General features: G+C 59.8%; 17 protein-coding genes. 6 read left to right on the forward strand and 11 right to left on the reverse strand.

Annotated features, from left to right (window positions below; all coding sequences use genetic code 11):
* Positions 1-147: 147 nt before the first annotated feature.
* Positions 148-1,296 carry an NAD(P)/FAD-dependent oxidoreductase gene (locus AC3IX4_RS28395; RefSeq protein ID WP_489258605.1) on the reverse strand — a complete coding sequence of 383 codons (1,149 nt, stop codon included), beginning with the start codon at positions 1,294-1,296 and terminating at the stop codon, positions 148-150.
* A 25-nt stretch (positions 1,297-1,321) separates the two neighbouring features.
* Positions 1,322-1,489 carry a rubredoxin gene (locus AC3IX4_RS28400; RefSeq protein WP_027616797.1) on the reverse strand — a complete coding sequence of 56 codons (168 nt, stop codon included), beginning with the start codon at positions 1,487-1,489 and terminating at the stop codon, positions 1,322-1,324.
* A 162-nt stretch (positions 1,490-1,651) separates the two neighbouring features.
* On the opposite strand from AC3IX4_RS28400, the gene AC3IX4_RS28405 reads away from it, so the two are divergent.
* Positions 1,652-2,224 carry a chorismate--pyruvate lyase family protein gene (locus tag AC3IX4_RS28405; protein ID WP_489258606.1) on the forward strand — a complete coding sequence of 191 codons (573 nt, stop codon included), beginning with the start codon at positions 1,652-1,654 and terminating at the stop codon, positions 2,222-2,224.
* Complete coding sequence (gene ubiA / locus AC3IX4_RS28410; RefSeq protein WP_489258607.1) at positions 2,224-3,114, forward strand: 4-hydroxybenzoate octaprenyltransferase; 891 nt, start codon at positions 2,224-2,226, stop codon at positions 3,112-3,114. The genes AC3IX4_RS28405 and ubiA overlap by 1 nt, the downstream gene beginning before the upstream one ends.
* 36 nt (positions 3,115-3,150) lie before the next feature.
* Here the strand turns inward: ubiA and AC3IX4_RS28415 are convergent, their stop codons facing one another.
* Positions 3,151-3,531 carry a COG4315 family predicted lipoprotein gene (locus AC3IX4_RS28415; RefSeq protein WP_489258608.1) on the reverse strand — a complete coding sequence of 127 codons (381 nt, stop codon included), beginning with the start codon at positions 3,529-3,531 and terminating at the stop codon, positions 3,151-3,153.
* Between the two features lie 146 nt (positions 3,532-3,677).
* Here AC3IX4_RS28415 and phoB point away from each other — a divergent pair, with 146 nt between their 5' ends.
* The 3 genes from phoB (at position 3,678) to AC3IX4_RS28430 (ending at position 7,178) form a co-directional block, all read left to right on the forward strand.
* Complete coding sequence (gene phoB, locus AC3IX4_RS28420; protein ID WP_028942483.1) at positions 3,678-4,367, forward strand: phosphate regulon transcriptional regulator PhoB; 690 nt, start codon at positions 3,678-3,680, stop codon at positions 4,365-4,367.
* 37 nt (positions 4,368-4,404) lie between these two features.
* Positions 4,405-5,739 (forward strand): phosphate regulon sensor histidine kinase PhoR, encoded by a 1,335-nt coding sequence (gene phoR / locus AC3IX4_RS28425; protein ID WP_489258609.1) that lies wholly within the window; start codon positions 4,405-4,407, stop codon positions 5,737-5,739.
* A gap of 98 nt (positions 5,740-5,837) precedes the next feature.
* On the forward strand, positions 5,838-7,178 hold the full coding sequence (locus tag AC3IX4_RS28430) for a hemolysin family protein (protein ID WP_489258610.1): 1,341 nt from the start codon (positions 5,838-5,840) through the stop codon (positions 7,176-7,178).
* A 9-nt stretch (positions 7,179-7,187) separates the two neighbouring features.
* Here AC3IX4_RS28430 and AC3IX4_RS28435 read toward each other — a convergent pair whose 3' ends face one another.
* The 8 genes from AC3IX4_RS28435 to AC3IX4_RS28470 all read right to left on the reverse strand — a co-directional run bounded on the left by AC3IX4_RS28435 (position 7,188) and on the right by AC3IX4_RS28470 (position 18,267).
* A complete protein-coding gene (locus tag AC3IX4_RS28435; protein ID WP_489258611.1) occupies positions 7,188-8,084 on the reverse strand; it encodes a peptidoglycan DD-metalloendopeptidase family protein in 897 nt (298 codons plus the stop codon).
* 816 nt (positions 8,085-8,900) lie between these two features.
* Positions 8,901-9,794: a response regulator gene (locus AC3IX4_RS28440; RefSeq protein ID WP_489258612.1), complete on the reverse strand. Its 894-nt coding sequence runs from the start codon at positions 9,792-9,794 to the stop codon at positions 8,901-8,903.
* A 158-nt stretch (positions 9,795-9,952) separates the two neighbouring features.
* Positions 9,953-10,714, reverse strand: coding sequence for a phosphate signaling complex protein PhoU (gene phoU / locus AC3IX4_RS28445; RefSeq protein WP_489258613.1), 762 nt, complete (start codon positions 10,712-10,714; stop codon positions 9,953-9,955).
* A gap of 69 nt (positions 10,715-10,783) precedes the next feature.
* A complete protein-coding gene (gene pstB, locus AC3IX4_RS28450; protein ID WP_489258614.1) occupies positions 10,784-11,617 on the reverse strand; it encodes a phosphate ABC transporter ATP-binding protein PstB in 834 nt (277 codons plus the stop codon).
* Between the two features lie 83 nt (positions 11,618-11,700).
* Positions 11,701-13,317: a phosphate ABC transporter permease PstA gene (gene pstA / locus AC3IX4_RS28455; protein WP_489261386.1), complete on the reverse strand. Its 1,617-nt coding sequence runs from the start codon at positions 13,315-13,317 to the stop codon at positions 11,701-11,703.
* Positions 13,318-13,388: 71 nt separating this feature from the next.
* The gene (locus tag AC3IX4_RS28460) at positions 13,389-15,422 is read right to left on the reverse strand and encodes an ABC transporter permease subunit (protein ID WP_489261387.1); all 2,034 of its coding nucleotides are present in this window, start codon (positions 15,420-15,422) and stop codon (positions 13,389-13,391) included.
* 390 nt (positions 15,423-15,812) lie between these two features.
* Complete coding sequence (locus tag AC3IX4_RS28465; RefSeq protein ID WP_489258615.1) at positions 15,813-16,817, reverse strand: phosphate ABC transporter substrate-binding protein PstS; 1,005 nt, start codon at positions 16,815-16,817, stop codon at positions 15,813-15,815.
* Between the two features lie 160 nt (positions 16,818-16,977).
* On the reverse strand, positions 16,978-18,267 hold the full coding sequence (locus AC3IX4_RS28470) for an MFS transporter (RefSeq protein ID WP_489258616.1): 1,290 nt from the start codon (positions 18,265-18,267) through the stop codon (positions 16,978-16,980).
* A gap of 367 nt (positions 18,268-18,634) precedes the next feature.
* Between AC3IX4_RS28470 and AC3IX4_RS28475 the strand changes: the two genes are divergently transcribed.
* Complete coding sequence (locus AC3IX4_RS28475; RefSeq protein ID WP_150640794.1) at positions 18,635-19,036, forward strand: acyl-CoA thioesterase; 402 nt, start codon at positions 18,635-18,637, stop codon at positions 19,034-19,036.
* Positions 19,037-19,069: the final 33 nt, after the last annotated feature.

Here is a 19,069-nt window from a genome sequence, read left to right on the forward strand (position 1 = left end):
GCTGTTCGCTGAACAGCGCCCAAGGCGCCGCAGGCTCTAAGCTGCGGCAGACGGGAATGAGAATGGCACGCCCCCAAGGGGTGCGCCAGTCTTAACACGACCTTTGTGGGGACAAAACCTGGCTGAATCCGACAGAAAGGCCTTTATTCACGCCAGCAGCGGCGGCAACTGCTTGTTCAATGCCAGCTTCTCGCTCACCGCCGCGCCTGTCAGGGCATAGCCGAGCAAGGAACCCTCTGCGTCCCGGCATAGCACCTTGATGTCGGCACCCTGGCCTTCCACGCTCCAAATGCCTTCGGTGCCTCGTGGCGGTGGTGACACAACCAAGGGGCACACCGGAGTCTTCACCGTGATCGGCATCGGTCCGTATTTGACTTCAGTCGGCGTGCCGGCCAGGGTTTGTGCCAGGGCGCGGGCGCAACTCATGAGCGGCATCACATACAACAGGTTGAGCCCCTCGACTTCGGCGCAGTCGCCCAAGGCAAAGATGTTGGCGTGGGATGTCTTCAATTGACGATCGACGACAACACCCCGGTTGACTTCCAGGCCTGCCGCAGCCGCCAGGTCGACCCGCGGGCGCAGGCCAATGGCTGACACCACCAGATCACAGGCAATCGTGGTGCCGTCAGACAAGTGAGCCTCCAGGCCTTCTGCCGAGCGTTGCAGGCGAGCCAGCACGGGGCCCAGGTGGAAACGCGCACCCAGTCCCTCAAGGCCCGCTTGAACAGCAGCCGCCGCCGCAGGGTGGAGCAACGTCGGCATGACCTGCTCGCAAGGGGCGACAAGCTCGACTTCATAGCCACCCAGCATCAGGTCATTGGCAAATTCGCAGCCTATCAGGCCGGCGCCAAGCAGCAGGACTTTGCGCTTGCCTTGTGCGGCTGCACGAAAGCGCGCGTAGTCTTCCAGGTCATTGATCGGGTAGATCGCATCACAGGCATCGCCCTCAACAGGCACCTGCACGGTCTGGGCCCCCCAGGCCAATACCAGGTCGCGATACAGCACTTCTTCTTCGCCGACCCAGAGTCGCTTGTGGCCAGGATCGATTCCGCTGATGCGTGTATGGGTGCGGATTTCAGCCTTGAGCTGGTCAGCCATGGCGCCAGGCTCGGCCATGCTCAGGCCGTCGGCATCCTTGTTCTTGCCGAAGCCTGTGGACAGCATCGGTTTGGAATAGGAACGACCGTCGTCGGCGCTGATGAGCAGCAACGGCGTTTCGCCATCGAGCTTGCGAAACTCCCGAGCCAAGTTGTAGCCAGCCAGGCCCGTGCCCACGATCACGACAGGTGCAGTCATTCACACATTTCCTTGTTTAATTGATTCAGGCGATTTCGATCATTTCGAAATCCATTTTGCCGACACCGCAATCAGGGCACAGCCAGTCTTCTGGCACATCCTGCCACAGCGTGCCCGGCGCGATGCCGTCGTCCGGCCAGCCGTCGGCCTCGTTGTAAATCAGGCCACATACCACACACTGCCACTTCTTCATTACCGGGTTCCTCAAGGCTCAAACGTTGTCGCAGTCGATCGTTGATCAGCATGCCGACCTGCGCAGCGGGTTTTGTACTGATGTGCGGGCGGGGATGCAAGCCGCGTGCTCAATCGACGGCGCTCAAACATGCTAAGCTCGCCGCCTCTCTGGCTAGCATCCATGACTACCGTGCCGCACGACATCTCTCTGATTACCGCGCCGCTATGGCTGACGCAGTCTCGGCTGGTGACGCCGTTGGCGCCGGTCACCCTCGACTGGCTGTTCGACCAAGGCTCGCTCACTCGACGCCTGACCCAATTATCCGCCGATCACTTCAGTGTGACACCTGTGCTTGAGGGCTGGCAGCCGCTGCGCGACGACGAATGCGTGGCGCTGAATCTGGCCCCCGGCTGCTTAGGCTGGGTGCGCGAAGTCTTTTTGCGTGGCCATGGCGAGCCCTGGGTATTCGCCCGCAGCGTGGCCGCACGAGCAGCATTGGAGCAGGGAGGGTTGCACATGGATCAACTGGGCAGCCGTTCGCTCGGCGAATTGCTGTTTTGCGATCAGGCCTTCACACGCCAGCCTATTGAAGTCTGCCTTTATCCCGCCGCCTGGCTGCCGGGGGAGATAACAAACGAGGGCCTTTGGGGGCGCCGCTCGCGCTTTGACCGCGATGGCTTGAGCCTGCTGGTAGCCGAAGTGTTCCTGCCCACGCTATGGCAAGCCGCCCAACTACCCAGGGAGAATCATTGATGTACCAGAGCCTGCTCAAATCCTTGAATCACCTGAACCCGCGGGCCTGGGATTTCGTCCAGCTGACGCGGATGGACAAGCCCATTGGCATTTATCTGTTGCTCTGGCCAACGCTTTGGGCGCTGTGGATTGCCGGCGAAGGTGCGCCTTCACTGGCCAACGTCTTCATTTTTATAACCGGCGTGGTGTTGATGCGCGCTGCCGGTTGCGTGATCAACGATTTTGCCGACCGCAAGGTCGATGGCCACGTCAAGCGTACTGAGCAAAGACCGATGCCCGCGGGCAGGATCAGTTCGCGAGAGGCGCTGGTATTCTTCGCGGTACTCGTCTGTGCCAGCTTCCTGCTGGTGCTGTGCACCAACGCCACCACTGTCTGGCTATCGTTCGGCGGCCTGGCACTGGCGGCCACCTATCCGTTCATGAAGCGCTACACCTATTACCCACAGGTGGTGTTGGGCGCAGCGTTTTCCTGGGGAATGCCGATGGCCTTCACGGCCGAAACCGGCAACCTGCCGGCGGCGGCATGGCTGCTGTACATCGCCAACCTGCTTTGGACCGTGGCCTACGACACTTACTACGCCATGACCGACCGGGATGACGACCTGAAAATCGGGGTCAAATCCACTGCGATTTTGTTTGGGGATTCGGATCGGCTGATCATCGTCATTCTCCAGGCACTGGCGCTGGGCTGCCTGCTACTGGCGGGTGCGCGTTTTAACCTGGGTCTGTGGTTCCATCTGGGCTTGCTGGGCGCTGCAATGTGCTTTGCGTGGGAATACTGGTACACCCGCGAGCGCGAGCGCATGGCGTGTTTCCGGGCATTCCTGCACAACCACTGGGCGGGACTGCTGATATTCACGGGGATCGCGCTGGATTACGCCTTGCGTTGACCGCCCTCTGGGGGCGGCCAACACCGCCCGCAGGCGTTAGGGCTTGGCGACGTGCCAGACGTCTTTCATCCCTTCGCCTTTCATGTCACCGGCTTTCTCGTCCTTGACGAAGGTGTAGAGCGGCTTGCCGTCGTAGGCCCACTGCATCGTGCCGTCGTCACGCTTGATCTGTGTCCACTTGCCGTTCCCTTTTTCATCGCCCCCTTTGACCATCAGTGGAGGCCAATTCTTGGCGCATTCGTCGTTACACATCGACTTGCCAGCGGAGTCCTTGTCGAAGGTATAAAGTGTCATGCCAGCGTGATCGGCGAAAATGCCATTTTTTTCCATGGCAGGATCGGCCGCCGACGCCACACCTGGCAATGCCAGCGCAGCTACAGCAAACAGGGCCATCCAGTTCAGCGTATGACGTGTCATTGGAACCACCTCTTGTTCTTGGAGAGAGGAATATAGCCTAGCTCAGTAACCGAATGTTGCTAGAACCTCCCCCGACCTGTCACACGACTGCAATAATACCGTTATCTAATGCGGGCCAAGACACTTAAAGGCATGAGGGTAGGAGCATGGTTGGCAGAAACATTCTGATCGTCGACGACGAAGCGCCTATTCGCGAGATGATCGCCGTTGCATTGGAAATGGCCGGCTATGATTGCCTGGAGGCTGAGAACTCTCAGCAAGCCCATGCCATCATCGTTGACCGCAAGCCGGACTTGATCCTGCTCGACTGGATGCTGCCTGGCACGTCCGGCATCGAGCTGGCCCGTCGTCTGAAGCGTGATGAGCTGACCGGTGATATCCCGATCATCATGCTGACCGCCAAAGGCGAAGAGGACAACAAGATCCAGGGCCTGGAAGTCGGCGCCGATGACTACATCACCAAGCCGTTTTCCCCACGCGAGCTGGTCGCACGCCTGAAGGCCGTATTGCGTCGCGCCGGGCCAAGCGATGGCGAGGCCCCGATCGAAGTCGGCGGCTTGCTGCTGGACCCGATCAGCCACCGGGTGACCATCGACGGCAAACCCGCCGAAATGGGCCCCACCGAATACCGCTTGCTGCAGTTCTTCATGACCCACCAGGAGCGTGCCTACACTCGGGGCCAATTGCTCGATCAGGTCTGGGGCGGCAATGTGTATGTGGAAGAACGCACTGTCGATGTGCATATCCGCCGCCTGCGCAAGGCCCTCGGAGAAGCCTATGAAAACCTGGTACAGACTGTTCGCGGCACCGGCTACCGGTTCTCGACCAAAAGCTGACCCCCGATTGACCAGACACGAAAGGACGCGTCGTTAATTGAACCAGAACTGGCATGGCACCCTTATCCGCCACCTGCTGCTTCTGCTGACTGTCTGCCTGCTGGCAGGATTGGTAAGCGGTTACTACGGTGCAAGCCTGGCCTTGGGCTTTGGCTTGTACTTGGGCTGGACCCTCAAGCAACTGCTGCGCTTGCACGATTGGCTGCGGCTGCACACCCCCGACGAGGCTCCGCCGGATGGCTATGGCCTGTGGGGCGAGGTGTTCGACAGCATCTACCACCTGCAACGCCGCGACCAGCGTGTGCGCGGGCGCTTGCAAGCGGTAATTGACCGGGTGCAGGAGTCCACCGCTGCCTTGCGCGATGCCGTGATCATGCTCGACAGCGAAGGCAACCTTGAGTGGTGGAACCGCGCCGCCGAGACCCTTCTGGGTCTCAAGACTCCGCAAGACAGTGGCCAGCCCATTAGCAACCTGGTACGCCACCCGCGTTTCAAAGAATATTTCGACGTTGGCAACTACCACGAGCCGCTGGAAATTCCTTCGCCCATCAACGACCACGTGCGCGTGCAATTTCTGATTACCCGCTACGGCAATAACGAGCACCTGATGCTGGTGCGCGATGTCACGCGCATTCATCAGCTTGAACAGATGCGCAAGGATTTCGTCGCCAACGTCTCCCACGAGCTGCGCACGCCACTGACCGTGATTGCCGGCTATCTGGAAACCCTGCTCGATAACGTCGAAGACGTTAATCCACGCTGGGTCCGTGCCTTGCAGCAGATGCACCAGCAAGGCGGGCGCATGCAAACCTTGCTCAACGACTTGCTGCTGTTGGCCAAGCTCGAAGCCACCGATTACCCGGCCGACAACTTGCCGGTAAGGGTGAACGAACTGCTGCAGTCGATCCAGGGCGATGCGCGGGCGCTGTCGGGGCCTCGCAACCAGACGATCACCCTGGAAGCCGACGCCAGCCTGTGCTTGAAGGGCAGCGAAGCGGAACTGCGCAGTGCGTTTTCCAACTTGGTCTTCAATGCTGTCAAATACACCCAGGACAATGGCCAGATCCGCATTCGCTGGTGGGGCGATGAGCGTGGCGCCTACTTGAGCGTCCAGGATTCGGGCATCGGTATCGATCCCAAGCACATTCCGCGCCTGACCGAACGCTTCTACCGGGTCGACGCCAGTCGTGCTTCCAACACCGGCGGTACCGGCCTGGGCCTTGCGATCGTCAAGCACGTGCTGATGCGCCACCGCGCCCGCCTGGAAATCAGCAGCGTGCCCGGCCATGGCAGCACCTTCACCTGCCATTTCGCCCCGATACAGACCGTCTCCCGGCTGTCGGCCGATACCGCCAGCGGCGTTCGCGACTAGGCAATCGGTCGCGCAGCCGCTACATTGCCTGACTTGCGCCTGCATTTCAGGCACGCCACAGTCCCCATTTTCAAAGACGGAACCCGTAAAACTCCATCATGGACCCTTCCCCAGGCTTTAACCTCGCTTCACTGTTCGCCGACTTCGGCATGATTCTTTTTGCTCTGCTGCTGGTGCTGCTCAACGGCTTTTTCGTAGCCGCCGAGTTCGCCATGGTCAAACTGCGCTCCACGCGCGTTGAATCCATCGCCGAGCAACACGGCTGGCGCGGCCAGATCCTGCGCACCGTACACAACCAACTGGACGCCTACCTGTCCGCCTGTCAGCTGGGTATCACCCTCGCCTCCCTAGGCCTGGGTTGGGTCGGTGAGCCGGCCTTCGCCCACCTGCTGGAACCGCTGCTGGCTGCTTTCGGTGTGCAGTCGCCGGAAGTCATCAAGGGCGTTTCGTTTTTCAGCGCCTTCTTTGTGATTTCTTACTTGCACATCGTGGTCGGAGAGCTGGCGCCCAAGTCTTGGGCGATCCGCAAGCCAGAACTGTTGTCGCTCTGGACCGCTGTGCCGCTGTACCTGTTCTATTGGGTCATGTACCCGGCCATCTACCTGCTCAACGCCAGCGCCAACGCCATCCTGCGAATCGCCGGCCAGGGCGAGCCCGGCCCTCATCACGAACACCACTACAGCCGTGAAGAACTCAAGTTGATCCTGCACTCCAGCCGTGGCCAGGACCCGAGCGATCAGGGCATGCGCGTGCTGGCCTCGGCGGTCGAGATGGGCGAACTGGAAGTGGTCGACTGGGCCAACTCCAAGGAAGACCTGGTCAGCCTTGAATTCAATGCCCCGCTCAAGGAAATCCTGGCGATGTTTCGCCGCCACAAATTCAGCCGCTATCCGGTCTATGACTCGGAGCGCGGCGAGTATGTAGGCCTGTTGCACATCAAGGACCTGCTGCTGGAGCTGGCAGCGCTGGAACATGTACCGGAGTCCTTCAACCTGGCCGAACTGACCCGACCGCTGGAGCGGGTGTCCAAGCATATGCCGTTGTCGCGCCTGCTGGAGCAGTTCCGCAAGGGCGGCGCGCACTTTGCGCTGGTGGAGGAAGCCGATGGCAAGGTGATCGGCTACCTGACCATGGAAGACGTGCTGGAAGTGCTGGTGGGCGATATCCAGGACGAACATCGCAAGGCCGAGCGCGGCATCCTGGCCTACCAGCCCGGCAAACTGCTGGTGCGCGGCGATACGCCCTTGTTCAAGGTGGAGCGGCTGCTGGGTATCGACCTGGACCACATCGAGGCTGAAACCCTTGCGGGCCTGATCTACGAAACCCTCAAGCGGGTGCCTGAAGAAGAAGAAGTGCTGGAAGTCGAAGGCCTGCGCATCATCATCAAGAAGATGAAAGGCCCCAAGATCGTGCTGGCCAAGGTGCTCAAGCTCGATTGAGCAGCTTTATCATTGCCCGCCCACAGCAAAGTTGGGCAGGCGGCCGACCGGTTGATTGAACTGGTACGGAATCGACTCAAGCGCCAGCCCGACATTACGTTGAATCACAAAATGCAAATGCGGGCCGGTGCTGTTGCCGGTATTGCCCGAACGCGCCAATGCCATCCCAAGTCCCACCCGCTGGCCCTCGCGAACCACTACCGAGCCCTGCATCAGGTGCAAATACACGCCCATGGTGCCGTCGTCATGCAACACCCGCACGAAATTGCCTGACGGGTCAGTACCGCGCCCGGACTGGTTGTTCTCGATCTTCACCACCATGCCTGAGCGCGCCGCGATGATCGGCGTGCCTTCAGGCATGGCGATATCCATTGCATAACGGCCCTTGGGACCGAAATGGCTGTATTGGCCATTGGCACCCTGGGTCAGTTGGAAGGGCCCGCCCGTCCATGGCAATGGGTAGCGATAGGCCCTGGGCCGCACGGAGGGGTCACCCAGGGCGTAGCGGAAGGCATGGGTATAGCGTGGCGATTGGCCTGGCGCCTTGGCTGCCAGCGAGGCCAGGGTGATGCTGGAGCGCGCCGGCACCACCTGGCGCATCAGTTTGGGGGGTGTGGTGCGGGCATTACTCACCCCATTGAGCTTGAGCTCGACTTCTACCGGGGCGAACAACTCGTTACGCACCACAAACGAGGTCACACCGCTGCGTTTCTGGATATCGAGCTGCACCTGGGTTTCCAGATGCTCGGCCATCTGATCACGAAACACGAACACCCACGCACCTGGGGTGGGCTTGTCAGAGTAGGACACGACGCCGTTGGCATCGGTGGACTTGTAAATGGTCACGGCCGCAGTCGAGCCGGAGGCCATGACAAGACCACAGAGAAGCAAGGATCGCGCGAGCATGGGTAGCGGTTTCTGGCAAATTGGACTGCGGGGAAGCCTAGCAGTTGCTGGGTGGGCGCGCATCTGTGGGGTTTCATTACCGGAATGCCGGACCGTGGAATGCCGGATCACCGCGGTGCGGCCATCGCAGCATAGGTATCTACACAATTCTGGGGCAGCGCGGCTCTTGTAGCCGCTGCCGAGGTACGAGGCTGCGATCGGCAGCGAAGCCGTCGTAAATTCAGGCCCTTCGGTGTGCCTGATGGATTACGGTCTCAGGTTTTACGGCCGCTTCGCTGCCGATCGCAGCCTCGTACCTCGTCAGCGGCTACATTCGTAGCAGTAGACGAGTTCAGCGAGGCCAGGTCCGGGGACGTAGTCCTCGCAAAGCCTGTACTCGCGGTGTATCTGAATACTGAAGTGCCAGGTTTTACGACTGCTGCGCAGCCGGACGTGGCCTCGTTCTACTCGTCCACTGCTACGAAATGCAGTACACCAAAAGATGTGTAGATACCTATGGCCATCGCAGCCAAGCAGGCTGTGTGAAAACTCCGACAAAAGTCGACCCACTCAAAAAACGACCTCCTGTAATCGCGTACACGCGACGATCGACTAGTCGAGAGGGGGTCAAGTACCCCCTAAATCAACCAAATTTTGAGTTTTCACACAGCCTGCAAGGCTGGCTCCTACAAAAGGCCTGGTAGGAGCCGGCTTTAGCCGCGATGAACGCACCGCGGTTTGACTGATATACCGCGGTGCGGCCATCGCAGTGGTCCGGCACACCGGCAAGCCTAGCTCCTACAGTGGGGTGTGGTCACGAATGAGATCAATGTCTGTTCATGCACCCGGCACAAAATGCTTTAACACTGCTCCCCGGGCAATCAGGCGCGACAGGTAGTCGAGTTTTTGTGCGTCCTGGTCGACAAACCGGAACGTCAGCTGCAGCCAGTCGCTATCGGGTTTGGGCTCATAGGCCGCGATAGCATGCAGGTAGCCATTAAGACGCGCCACTTCCGCATTTTCGCCCTGCTCCAGATCCAGCACGGCACCTTCGAGCACTTGCGGCAACACTTCGCCGCGACGCACCACCAACAACGCTTCCTTGAGGCTCAGTGCCTTGATGATGCACTGCTGGATGCCACTGGACAGGCGCAACTGGCCCTGGCCACGTCCGGTGGGTGCCTGCTGCGTTGCTGGCCTGGCCGCAGGGTTGATCAACGGCTTGGTAGCAGGTGCTGGCGTGGGCTTGAGCGTCTCGGCCTTGCCACCGGTCAAGGCGCTCAATGAGTCATTGGCAAACGCCGGGGGCACTCGTGTCGGTGCGATGCTGGCCTGCACAGCTTCAAGCTTGCCGGTCTTGCCCAGGGCCTTCTGCACTTTGGTCAGCAGCTGCTCATTGGTGAATGGCTTGCCGATAAAGTCGGAGACGCCGGCCTGGATGGCCTGCACCACGTTCTCCTTGTCGCCGCGGCTGGTCACCATGATGAACGGCAGCGCCTTGTGCTCGTCCTGGGAGCGGCACCAGCTCAGCAGCTCCAGGCCCGACATTTCCGGCATTTCCCAGTCACACAGTACCAGGTCGAACTTCTGGCTTTGCAGCAGCACTTGGGCCTTGCGACCGTTGATTGCATCTGCAATGACCATCCCCGGGAAATAGTTGCGCAGGCACTTCTTCACCAGGTCACGGATGAACAGCGCATCATCCACAACCAGCACGCTGACTTTACTCATCCACCCCTCCTTAGAAATCCCGGCAAGCATAGCGCTGGCTGATGGCCTTGTGCCAATACCTGAGTCACGCCGGGACTTTTAACGGTTCGCGGCTACCTTGCTTGGGTGCCACAAACAAAAACGCCCGGCAAAGGCCGGGCGTTTGTACTGGGGCAATCTTACTTATCGTCCACGTCACCCAAAACATTAGCGCTTTCGGGGGCAGTGCCCTGCACTTCCTGCTGCATTCGTTTCAGGCCCAGATGGCGAACGTCAGTACCGCGCACCAGATAAATCACCAGCTCCGCGATGTTGCGCGCATGGTCGCCAATACGCTCCAGCGAGCGCAGGGCCCAGATCACGCTCAGCACGCGGGAGATCGAGCGCGGGTCTTCCATCATGTAGGTGACCAGCTCACGCAGGGCGGTCTTGTATTCGCGGTCGATGTTCTTGTCGTATTGGGCCACCGACAAGGCCAGCTCTGCGTCGAAGCGGGCAAAAGCATCCAGCGCATCGCGAACCATGCTGCGCACCTGATCGCCGATGTGTCGTACTTCGACATAACCGCGCGGCGACTCGCCCTCTTCACACAGCTGAATGGCACGACGAGCGATCTTGGTCGATTCATCACCAATACGCTCCAGGTCGATCACCGACTTGGAAATGCTGATGATCAAGCGCAAGTCCGAAGCCGCCGGCTGGCGCCGGGCCAGAATGCGGACGCACTCTTCGTCGATGTTGCGTTCCATCTGGTTGATCTGCTCGTCCACGTCCCGAACCTGCTGGGCCAGGCCCGAGTCGGCTTCGATGAGCGCGGTCACGGCGTCGTTGACCTGTTTCTCGACCAGCCCTCCCATCGCCAGGAGGTGGCTGCGCACTTCCTCGAGTTCTGCGTTGAACTGCTGGGAGATGTGGTGCGTAAGGCTGTCTTTGTCAATCATGCTTGCAATCCTTGGAGCGTCCGGTGAGGTGCGGTCGACCGCAGCGTTCAGTCATCGAGTCGGCAGGGCCTAGCCGTATCGACCGGTGATGTAGTCTTCAGTCTGCTTCTTCGCCGGGTTGGTGAACAGCGTGTCGGTGTCACCAAACTCGATCAGCTTGCCCATGTACATGAAGGCGGTGTAGTCGGAAACTCGCGCCGCCTGTTGCATGTTGTGGGTCACGATGACGATGGTGTACTTGGACTTGAGCTCATAGATCAGCTCTTCGACCTTCAGCGTCGAGATCGGGTCCAGGGCCGAGCAGGGTTCGTCGAGCAGCAACACTTCAGGCTCGACCGCAATGGTGCGAGCAATCACCAGACGCTGCTGCTGACCACCCGACAGGCCCAGCGCGGACTCGTGCAGGCGGTCCTTGACCTCGTCCCACAGCGCAGCACCCTTGAGTGCCCACTCAACGGCTTCGTCGAGCACGCGCTTCTTGTTGATGCCCTGGATACGCAGGCCATAGACCACGTTTTCGTAGATGGTCTTGGGGAACGGGTTGGGCTTCTGGAACACCATGCCGACCCGGCGACGCAGCTCAGCCACGTCTTCACCCTTGCGGTAGATGTTGTTGCCATAGAGGTTGATGGCGCCCTCGACACGGCAACCGTCCACCAGGTCGTTCATACGGTTGAAGGTGCGCAGCAGCGTGGACTTGCCGCAACCCGACGGGCCGATGAAGGCCGTTACGCGCTGCTTGGGAATGTTCAGGCTGACGTCGTACAGCGCTTGCTTGTCGCCGTAGTACAGGCTCAGGCCCGGTACTTCGATGGCCACGGTTTCTTCGGCCAGGCGCAGGCTTTGTTTGTCGCGACCCAGGGCTGACATGTTGATGCCGTGGGCGTGGGATTCATGCTGCATGGGTAAACTCCATACGCTATCAATTCGTTTCATCGTACCGCCCGGCAGGGCCAGGCGGCGCGTTCAATGGGGTCAGGCGTGGATCAGTGGTCCAGGGCCTTGTACTTCTCGCGCAGGTGGTTACGAATCCACACCGCCGACAAGTTGAGCGTGGCGATCACCAGCACCAACAGCAACGCGGTGGCGTATACCAGCGGCCGCGCCGCTTCTACGTTCGGGCTTTGGAAACCAACATCGTAGATGTGGAAGCCCAGGTGCATGATCTTCTGATCCAGGTGCAGGTACGGGTAGTTGCCATCCAGCGGCAGCGACGGCGCCAGTTTCACCACACCCACCAGCATCAGCGGCGCTACCTCACCGGCGGCGCGAGCCACCGCCAGGATCATGCCGGTCATCATGGCCGGGCTTGCCATCGGCAAGACGATCTTCCAGAGCGTCTCGGCCTTAGTAGCACCCAACGCCAGCGAGCCTTCACGGACAGTGCGAGGAATCCGCGCCAAGCCCTCTTCGGTGGCGACGATCACTACTGGTACTGCCAGCAGTGCCAGGGTCAAGGATGCCCAGAGCAAGCCTGGCGTACCCAGGGTCGGTGCCGGCAGCGCCTCAGGGAAGAACAGCCGGTCGAGTGAGCCACCCAGCACGTAGACGAAGAAGCCCAGGCCAAACACGCCGTAGACAATCGCCGGAACACCAGCCAGGTTGTTTACCGCAATACGGATCAGGCGGGTCACTGGGCCTTGGCGAGCGTATTCACGCAGGTAGACCGCCGCCAGCACACCAAACGGGGTGACGATGATCGCCATGATCAGGGTCATCATCACCGTACCGAAGATGGCCGGGAAGATACCGCCTTCAGTGTTGGCTTCTCGCGGGTCGTCGCTCAGGAACTCCCACATCTTGCTGAAGTAAACACCCAGCTTGGTAAAAAAGCCCATGCCGTTTGGCTGGTAGGCGTGAACCACCTTGCTCAGGTCGATCTCGACTTCTTTGCCGTTGGCATCGCGAGCCACCAGGCTGTCGCGGTTCAGCGACTGATGCAAGCCACTCAGGCGCTCTTCGATGGCCTTGTAGCGGTTGTTCAGCTCGGCACGCTCGGATTCGATATCCGCCTGGGCTGCCGCATCCAGCTTGCCGTCCAGTTCCAGCTTGCGACCGTGAAGGCGCAGGCGCTCCAGGCCATGGTTAATGGCCCCGATATCCTTTTTCTCAAGCTTGCTCAACTCACCGGTCAACTGGTCGGCACGCTTGAGGCGCGACTGCAGCTCGCCCCAGGCGTCCGGGCCTTGGGCGACGACCTTGCCGTCTTCCTTGACGCTGACCAGATAGCCGTAGAAGTTGCCCCACTCACGGCGCTCCAGCGCGATCAGATCGGCCGGCTTGGTGTGGTCAGTCAGCCATTCGCCCACCACCCAGGTGAAGTCACTGCCGTTAAGGTCGCGGTTACCGACCTTGATCAGCTCACGGGTCATGAACTCCGGGCCTTCATCAGGCACCGGCAGGCCGGCACCCTTCAGACGCGCACGCGGTACTTCTTCTTTCTGTACCACTTCGCCCACGACGATGTGGCTTGCCTGACCCGGCACGGTGTAGCTGGCGTGCAACAAGTCGGCTGGCCAGAAATGGCCGAGGCCGCGCACGGCGATCACCGACAACAGGCCGATGGTCATGATCACAGCGATGGCAACGGCACCACCGCTCATCCACACACCGGGAGCGCCGCTCTTGAACCAACCTTTCAGGGAATCCCTTTTCACGGATCTCTACCTTTCTATCAAAGCGACGAGTATTTCTTGCGCAGACGCTGGCGAATCAGCTCGGCCAAGGTGTTCATCACAAAGGTGAACATCAGCAGCACCAGGGCTGCCAGGAACAGTACGCGGTAATGGCTGCCACCCACTTCGGATTCCGGCATTTCCACCGCGACGTTAGCCGCCAGGGTGCGCATGCCTTCGAACAGGTTCATTTCCATGACCGGGGTGTTACCGGTGGCCATCAGCACGATCATCGTTTCACCCACCGCACGCCCCATGCCGATCATCAGCGCCGAGAAGATACCCGGGCTTGCCGTCAGGATGACCACGCGGGTCAGGGTCTGCCAAGGTGTCGCGCCCAGTGCCAGCGAACCCAGAGTCAGGCTGCGCGGCACGCTGAACACGGCGTCTTCGGCAATGGAGTAGATGTTCGGGATCACTGCAAAACCCATGGCGATACCGACGACCAGTGCGTTGCGTTGATCGTAAGTGATGCCCAGGTCAGCGGTAATCCAGTGGCGCATGTCGCCGTCGAAGAACCAGGTTTCCAGGAATGGGCTCATGTACAGCGCGAACCAGCCAGTGAATAGGATCACGGGGATCAGGATTGCAGCTTCCCAACCATCCGGCACCCGCAGGCGAATCGACTCAGGCAGGCGGCTCCAGGCAAAACCGGACACCAGAATACCAACCGGCAACATCACGAACAGGCTGAACACGCCCGGCAGGTGCCCTTCCAGGTACGGCGCCAGGAACAGGCCGGCGAAGAACCCGAGGATCACTGTCGGCATCGCTTCCATCAATTCGATGACCGGCTTGACCTTGCGGCGCATGCCCGGGGCCATGAAGTAGGCGGTGTAGATAGCCGCGGCGATGGCCAACGGGGCCGCCAGGATCATGGCGTAGAAGGCTGCCTTCAAGGTACCGAAGGTCAGCGGCGACAGGCTCAGCTTAGGTTCGAAGTCGGTGTTGGAGGCGGTCGACTGCCAGACATACTTCGGCTCGTCGTAGTTCTCGTACCAGACTTTGCTCCACAGCGCGCTCCAGGACACTTCCGGGTGCGGGTTGCGCAGGGTCATCGGCAGCAGCTTGCCGCCTTCTTCGACGATGATGCGGTTGGCCCGTGGCGACAGCGCCAGGATGCCAGCGCCTTCGGCGACCGGTTCGACCAGCAGGGTGCGGTGCGCGGTGCTGTGGAACACGCCCAGGTGGCCGCTGGCATCCAGGGCTACGAAGCCCTTGCGGCGCTCTTCGGCATCAATCTGGACAATCGGGCTGGTGCCCATGCTGAAGTCACGAATGCGCTTGAGGCGCTGCTCGCCATCCGGGTCACGGGCCATGAACCACTGGGCCAGGCCACCCTTGGAGTCACCAATGATCAACGAGATACCGCCGACCAGCTGGTTGCTCGCCGTCACTTCAGCCTCGCCGTTTTCCAGCAGCTTATAGCGACCGTTCAAGCTTTTATCGCGCAGGCTGAATACGTCGGCCTGGGCGCGACCGTTGATCACGTACAGCCACTGCTGGCGCGGATCGATATAAATGGCTTTGACCGTTTCAGTCATCTGCGGCAGATCGATACGGTTCTGCTCGGTGGTGACCTCGCCGGTCATCATGTTTTCTTCACGCGCCAACGACAGCACTTGCAGGTGCGACCCGGTGGAGCCGGCCACGACCAAGTTGTCATCAGTGGCATTCAGGCTGACGTGTTCAAGTGCACGCCCCTGTTCATCCAGCGTGAACAGCTCCTGGCCATAGGGGTATTCGATGGCCGGAGTAATGGTTTTCTTGTTGTCTGGATAGGTGACCTTGTAGGTGTGACGGAACGCCAGCGCCTGACCGTTGGACAGACCGACTACGACCAAGGGGTTACCCGGTTGATCCGCGCCAATCGAAGTCACGGTGGTGCCGGCTGGCAAGGGCAGGTCGGCATGGCTGATTTCGGCACCGGTCTTGGCATCGAAAAACAGCGCCTGGCCCTTGTCCGAGACGCGCATGCCGACCAGATTCTGCTCTTCCAGAGCGATCATCAACGGCTTGCCCGCGTCCTGCATCCAGGCTGGGGTGATGGCTTTCTTGGTGGTCAACTCAGCACCCTGGAACAGGGGCACGACCACATACGCCAGATAGAAGAAAATCAAGGTGATCGCGGCCAGCACGGCCAGCCCGCCTACCAGTACATACCAGCGGGTCAGGCGATCCTTGAGTGCACGCAGACGACGCTTGCGCTGCAGTTCGGGCGTATTGAAGTCAATCCGCACGGGGGGGGATTTTTGAGTCATTGTGGAGTTGGCCAGATCATTCATGCGCACACCCTAGCGATCTCATATGACAGAAACATGACAGTGCAGTGACGCAAAAAAGCCCGCCGCCTCGAACCTCCTGGCAGCGGACTCCAATTTGCGACGCAATCTGGTGATTGCCAGACTGCGCCAAGTTCACACTCAGTGCGACACGGTGGCCTTCACGGCGCCTTCTTGCAGACCCAGGTCAGCCAGTGCCTTGGCGGCAACTTTGGCTGGCAGTGGGATGTAGCCGTCTTTCACTACAACTTGCTGACCGGCCTGAGACAGGACCAGCTTCACGAACTCGGCTTCCAGCGGGGCCAGAGGCTTGTTCGGTGCCTTGTTGACGTAGACGTAGAGGAAGCGCGACAGCGGGTATTTGCCGTTCAGTGCGTTTTCTTCGGTGTCTTCGACGAACTCGCTGCTGCCTTTCTTGGCCAGAGGAACGGTTTTCACGCTGGCGGTCTTGTAGCCGATGCCCGAATAACCGATGCCGTTCAGCGAGCTGCTGATCGACTGCACGACCGAAGCCGAGCCAGGTTGTTCGTTGACGTTTGGCTTGAAGTCACCTTTACACAGGGCTGCTTCCTTGAAGTAACCGTAGGTGCCGGATACCGAGTTACGACCGAACAGTTGAACCGGCTTGTTGGCCAGGTCGCCTGTCACGCCCAGGTCACCCCAGGTCTTGGCTTCGGCTTTGGCGCCACACAGACGGGTCGAGGAGAAGATCGCATCGACCTGCTCCATGGTCAGGTGCTTGATCGGGTTGTCCTTGTGGACAAATACAGCCAGGGCGTCAACGGCAACTGGGATAGCCGTAGGCTTGTAGCCGTACTTCTGTTCGAAAGCCTGCAGCTCGACGTCCTTCATCTTGCGGCTCATCGGGCCCAGGTTGGCGGTGCCTTCAGTCAGGGCAGGTGGCGCGGTCGAAGAACCGGCAGCCTGAATCTGAATGTTCACGTTCGGGTATTCTTTTTTGTAGGCCTCAGCCCACAGGGTCATCAAGTTGGCCAGGGTATCGGAACCGACGCTGGAGAGATTGCCCGACACGCCAGTGGTTTTGACGTAGGTCGGAATAGCAGGGTCAACAGCGGCTACCGCATTAGCGGTGGCAACGCCAGCGGCGACGAAAGTCAGGGCCGCCATCAAACGCTTCAGTTTCATGCCTTACTCCAAGCAGGATTGGGGTTAGATGGATCGGGCCCAAGTATCTGCAGGCCGCATGACCACTCTATGAATGGAATGTGACAATTAGATGAAAGGCCATCACCCAAATCGGGAGCTGGCCTTTACAAAATGTAAGGAAGGTTGAGGCAGAGCGGTCTTAGCGCTTGGTCGCCAGCAAATAAAGGCCAACGAGCAGACCAATGGTGCAGATGCCGGCCACGTAGTAAGCCGGGCCCATGGGGTTGGCCTTGAGCAGCAAGGTCACCACCACCGGGGTCAGGCCACCGAAAATAGCGTAGGCCAGGTTGTAGGAAAATGACAGGCCACTGAAACGCACCACGGGCGGGAACGCCCGCACCATCACAAAAGGCACCGCACCGATGGTGCCGACCAGAAAGCCAGTCAGCGAATACAGCGGGAACAGCCAGTCTGGATGGGCCTGCAAGCTGTGATAGAAGGTCCAGGAACTGATCAATAGTGCGAGGCTGCCGAAAACGAAGACTTTACCGGCGCCAAAGCGATCAGCCAGGCTGCCGGCAATCACACAACCGATACTCAGGAATACGATCGCCAGGCTGTTGGCCTGCAAGGCAACGGTGGCGCTGAAGCCGTAGACGGTCTGCAGCACGGTGGGGGTCATCAGGATCACAACGATGATCCCGGCCGACAGCAGCCAGGTCAGCAGCATCGACAACACGATGGCGCCACGATGGTCACGCAACACGGCCCGCAGCGGGATCTCTTCGGCCAGCGCCTTGCGCTGCTGCAGTTCGGCAAATACTGGCGTTTCGTGGAGCCAGCGGCGCAGGTACACCGACATCAGGCCAAATACCCCGCCCAACAGGAACGGGATACGCCAAGCGTAATCAGCAACCTGCTCGGGGCTGTACAGGCTGTTGATCATGGTCGCGACCAGAGAGCCCAGCAGAATGCCTGCGGTAAGGCCTGCCGTCAGGGTGCCGCAGGCGTAGCCGGTATTGCGCGCCGGTACATGCTCGGAAACAAACACCCACGCGCCGGGGACTTCCCCCCCGATCGCAGCGCCTTGAATCACCCGCATCAGCAGCAACAAGATCGGCGCCCACATGCCAATCTGTGCGTAAGTGGGCAATAGCCCCATGATCAGTGTGGGCACGGCCATCATGAAAATGCTCAGGGTGAACATTTTCTTGCGGCCGAGCAGATCGCCAAAATGCGCCATGACGATACCGCCCAAGGGGCGTGCCAGATACCCGGCGGCAAAGATCCCGAAGGTCTGCATCAAGCGCAGCCACTCCGGCATTTCGGCCGGGAAGAACAATTTGCCAACGACGGTGGCGAAGAACACGAAAATGATGAAATCGTAAAACTCGAGCGCACCGCCCAGTGCAGATAAGGACAAGGTTTTGTAATCGTTTCGGGTCAGCGGTCGCGAAGATTGTGCGACGCTCGAGGGAACGGAAGTCATGTGAGATGTCTCTTATTAGTGCAAATCAAGCCGAACCAGCGCAGGAAAGGGTTTGTAGGAAGAATCGCACGATAGCAAATTGCAGAAAAAAGCACAGATCCCGTCATTTCTGCGGTCATAAACAAAACTCAACGGTCGTCGCAGAAGATTCGGCTCTATATACTGCGTGATGTAACAAAAAGGTTGGGTCCACGTGGGGGTGCTGTGCGAAAACGTTGCTGAGCGCCAGTTTCAGTCGATTTCGCAGAGTTTCCCCTGGAACGCCCCCGCAAGCGAAAGCAGCGTAGTATGTTTGATGCTGAATCGTTTTCGAGGCGTGTATGCAGTACGCCAACCAACGAAGCGTCATGGGTCAGAGGCCCCCGGCATGATTGAACTCGAACAAGAAGATCCTATTCCGCAAGGCGACCTGGCCTTGCAGATTACGGCGTTACCCCGTGAAACCAATGGTTTCGGCGATATTTTTGGCGGCTGGCTGGTCGCTCAGATGGACTTGGCCGGTACTGCCATGGCCAGTAAGGTCGCAGGCGGACGCGTGGCGACCGTGGCGATTGATCGCATGGCCTTCCTGGTGCCGGTGGCGGTCGGCGCGCAGTTATCCTTCTATACTCAGGCTCTGGAAATCGGCCGCAGCTCGATCCAGATGATGGTGGAAGTCTGGAGCGACGATCCCCTGTCCAGCGAATGGCGCAAGGTCACTGAAGCGGTGTTTGTCTTCGTTGCCATCGACGGTAGCGGCCGCACTCGTTCGGTCCCACCTCGTCGCTAAGCGGGTCGCGCGGTAAACTCATCGACTTCGGTA

The organism is Pseudomonas sp. KH_021, from assembly GCF_057838865.1.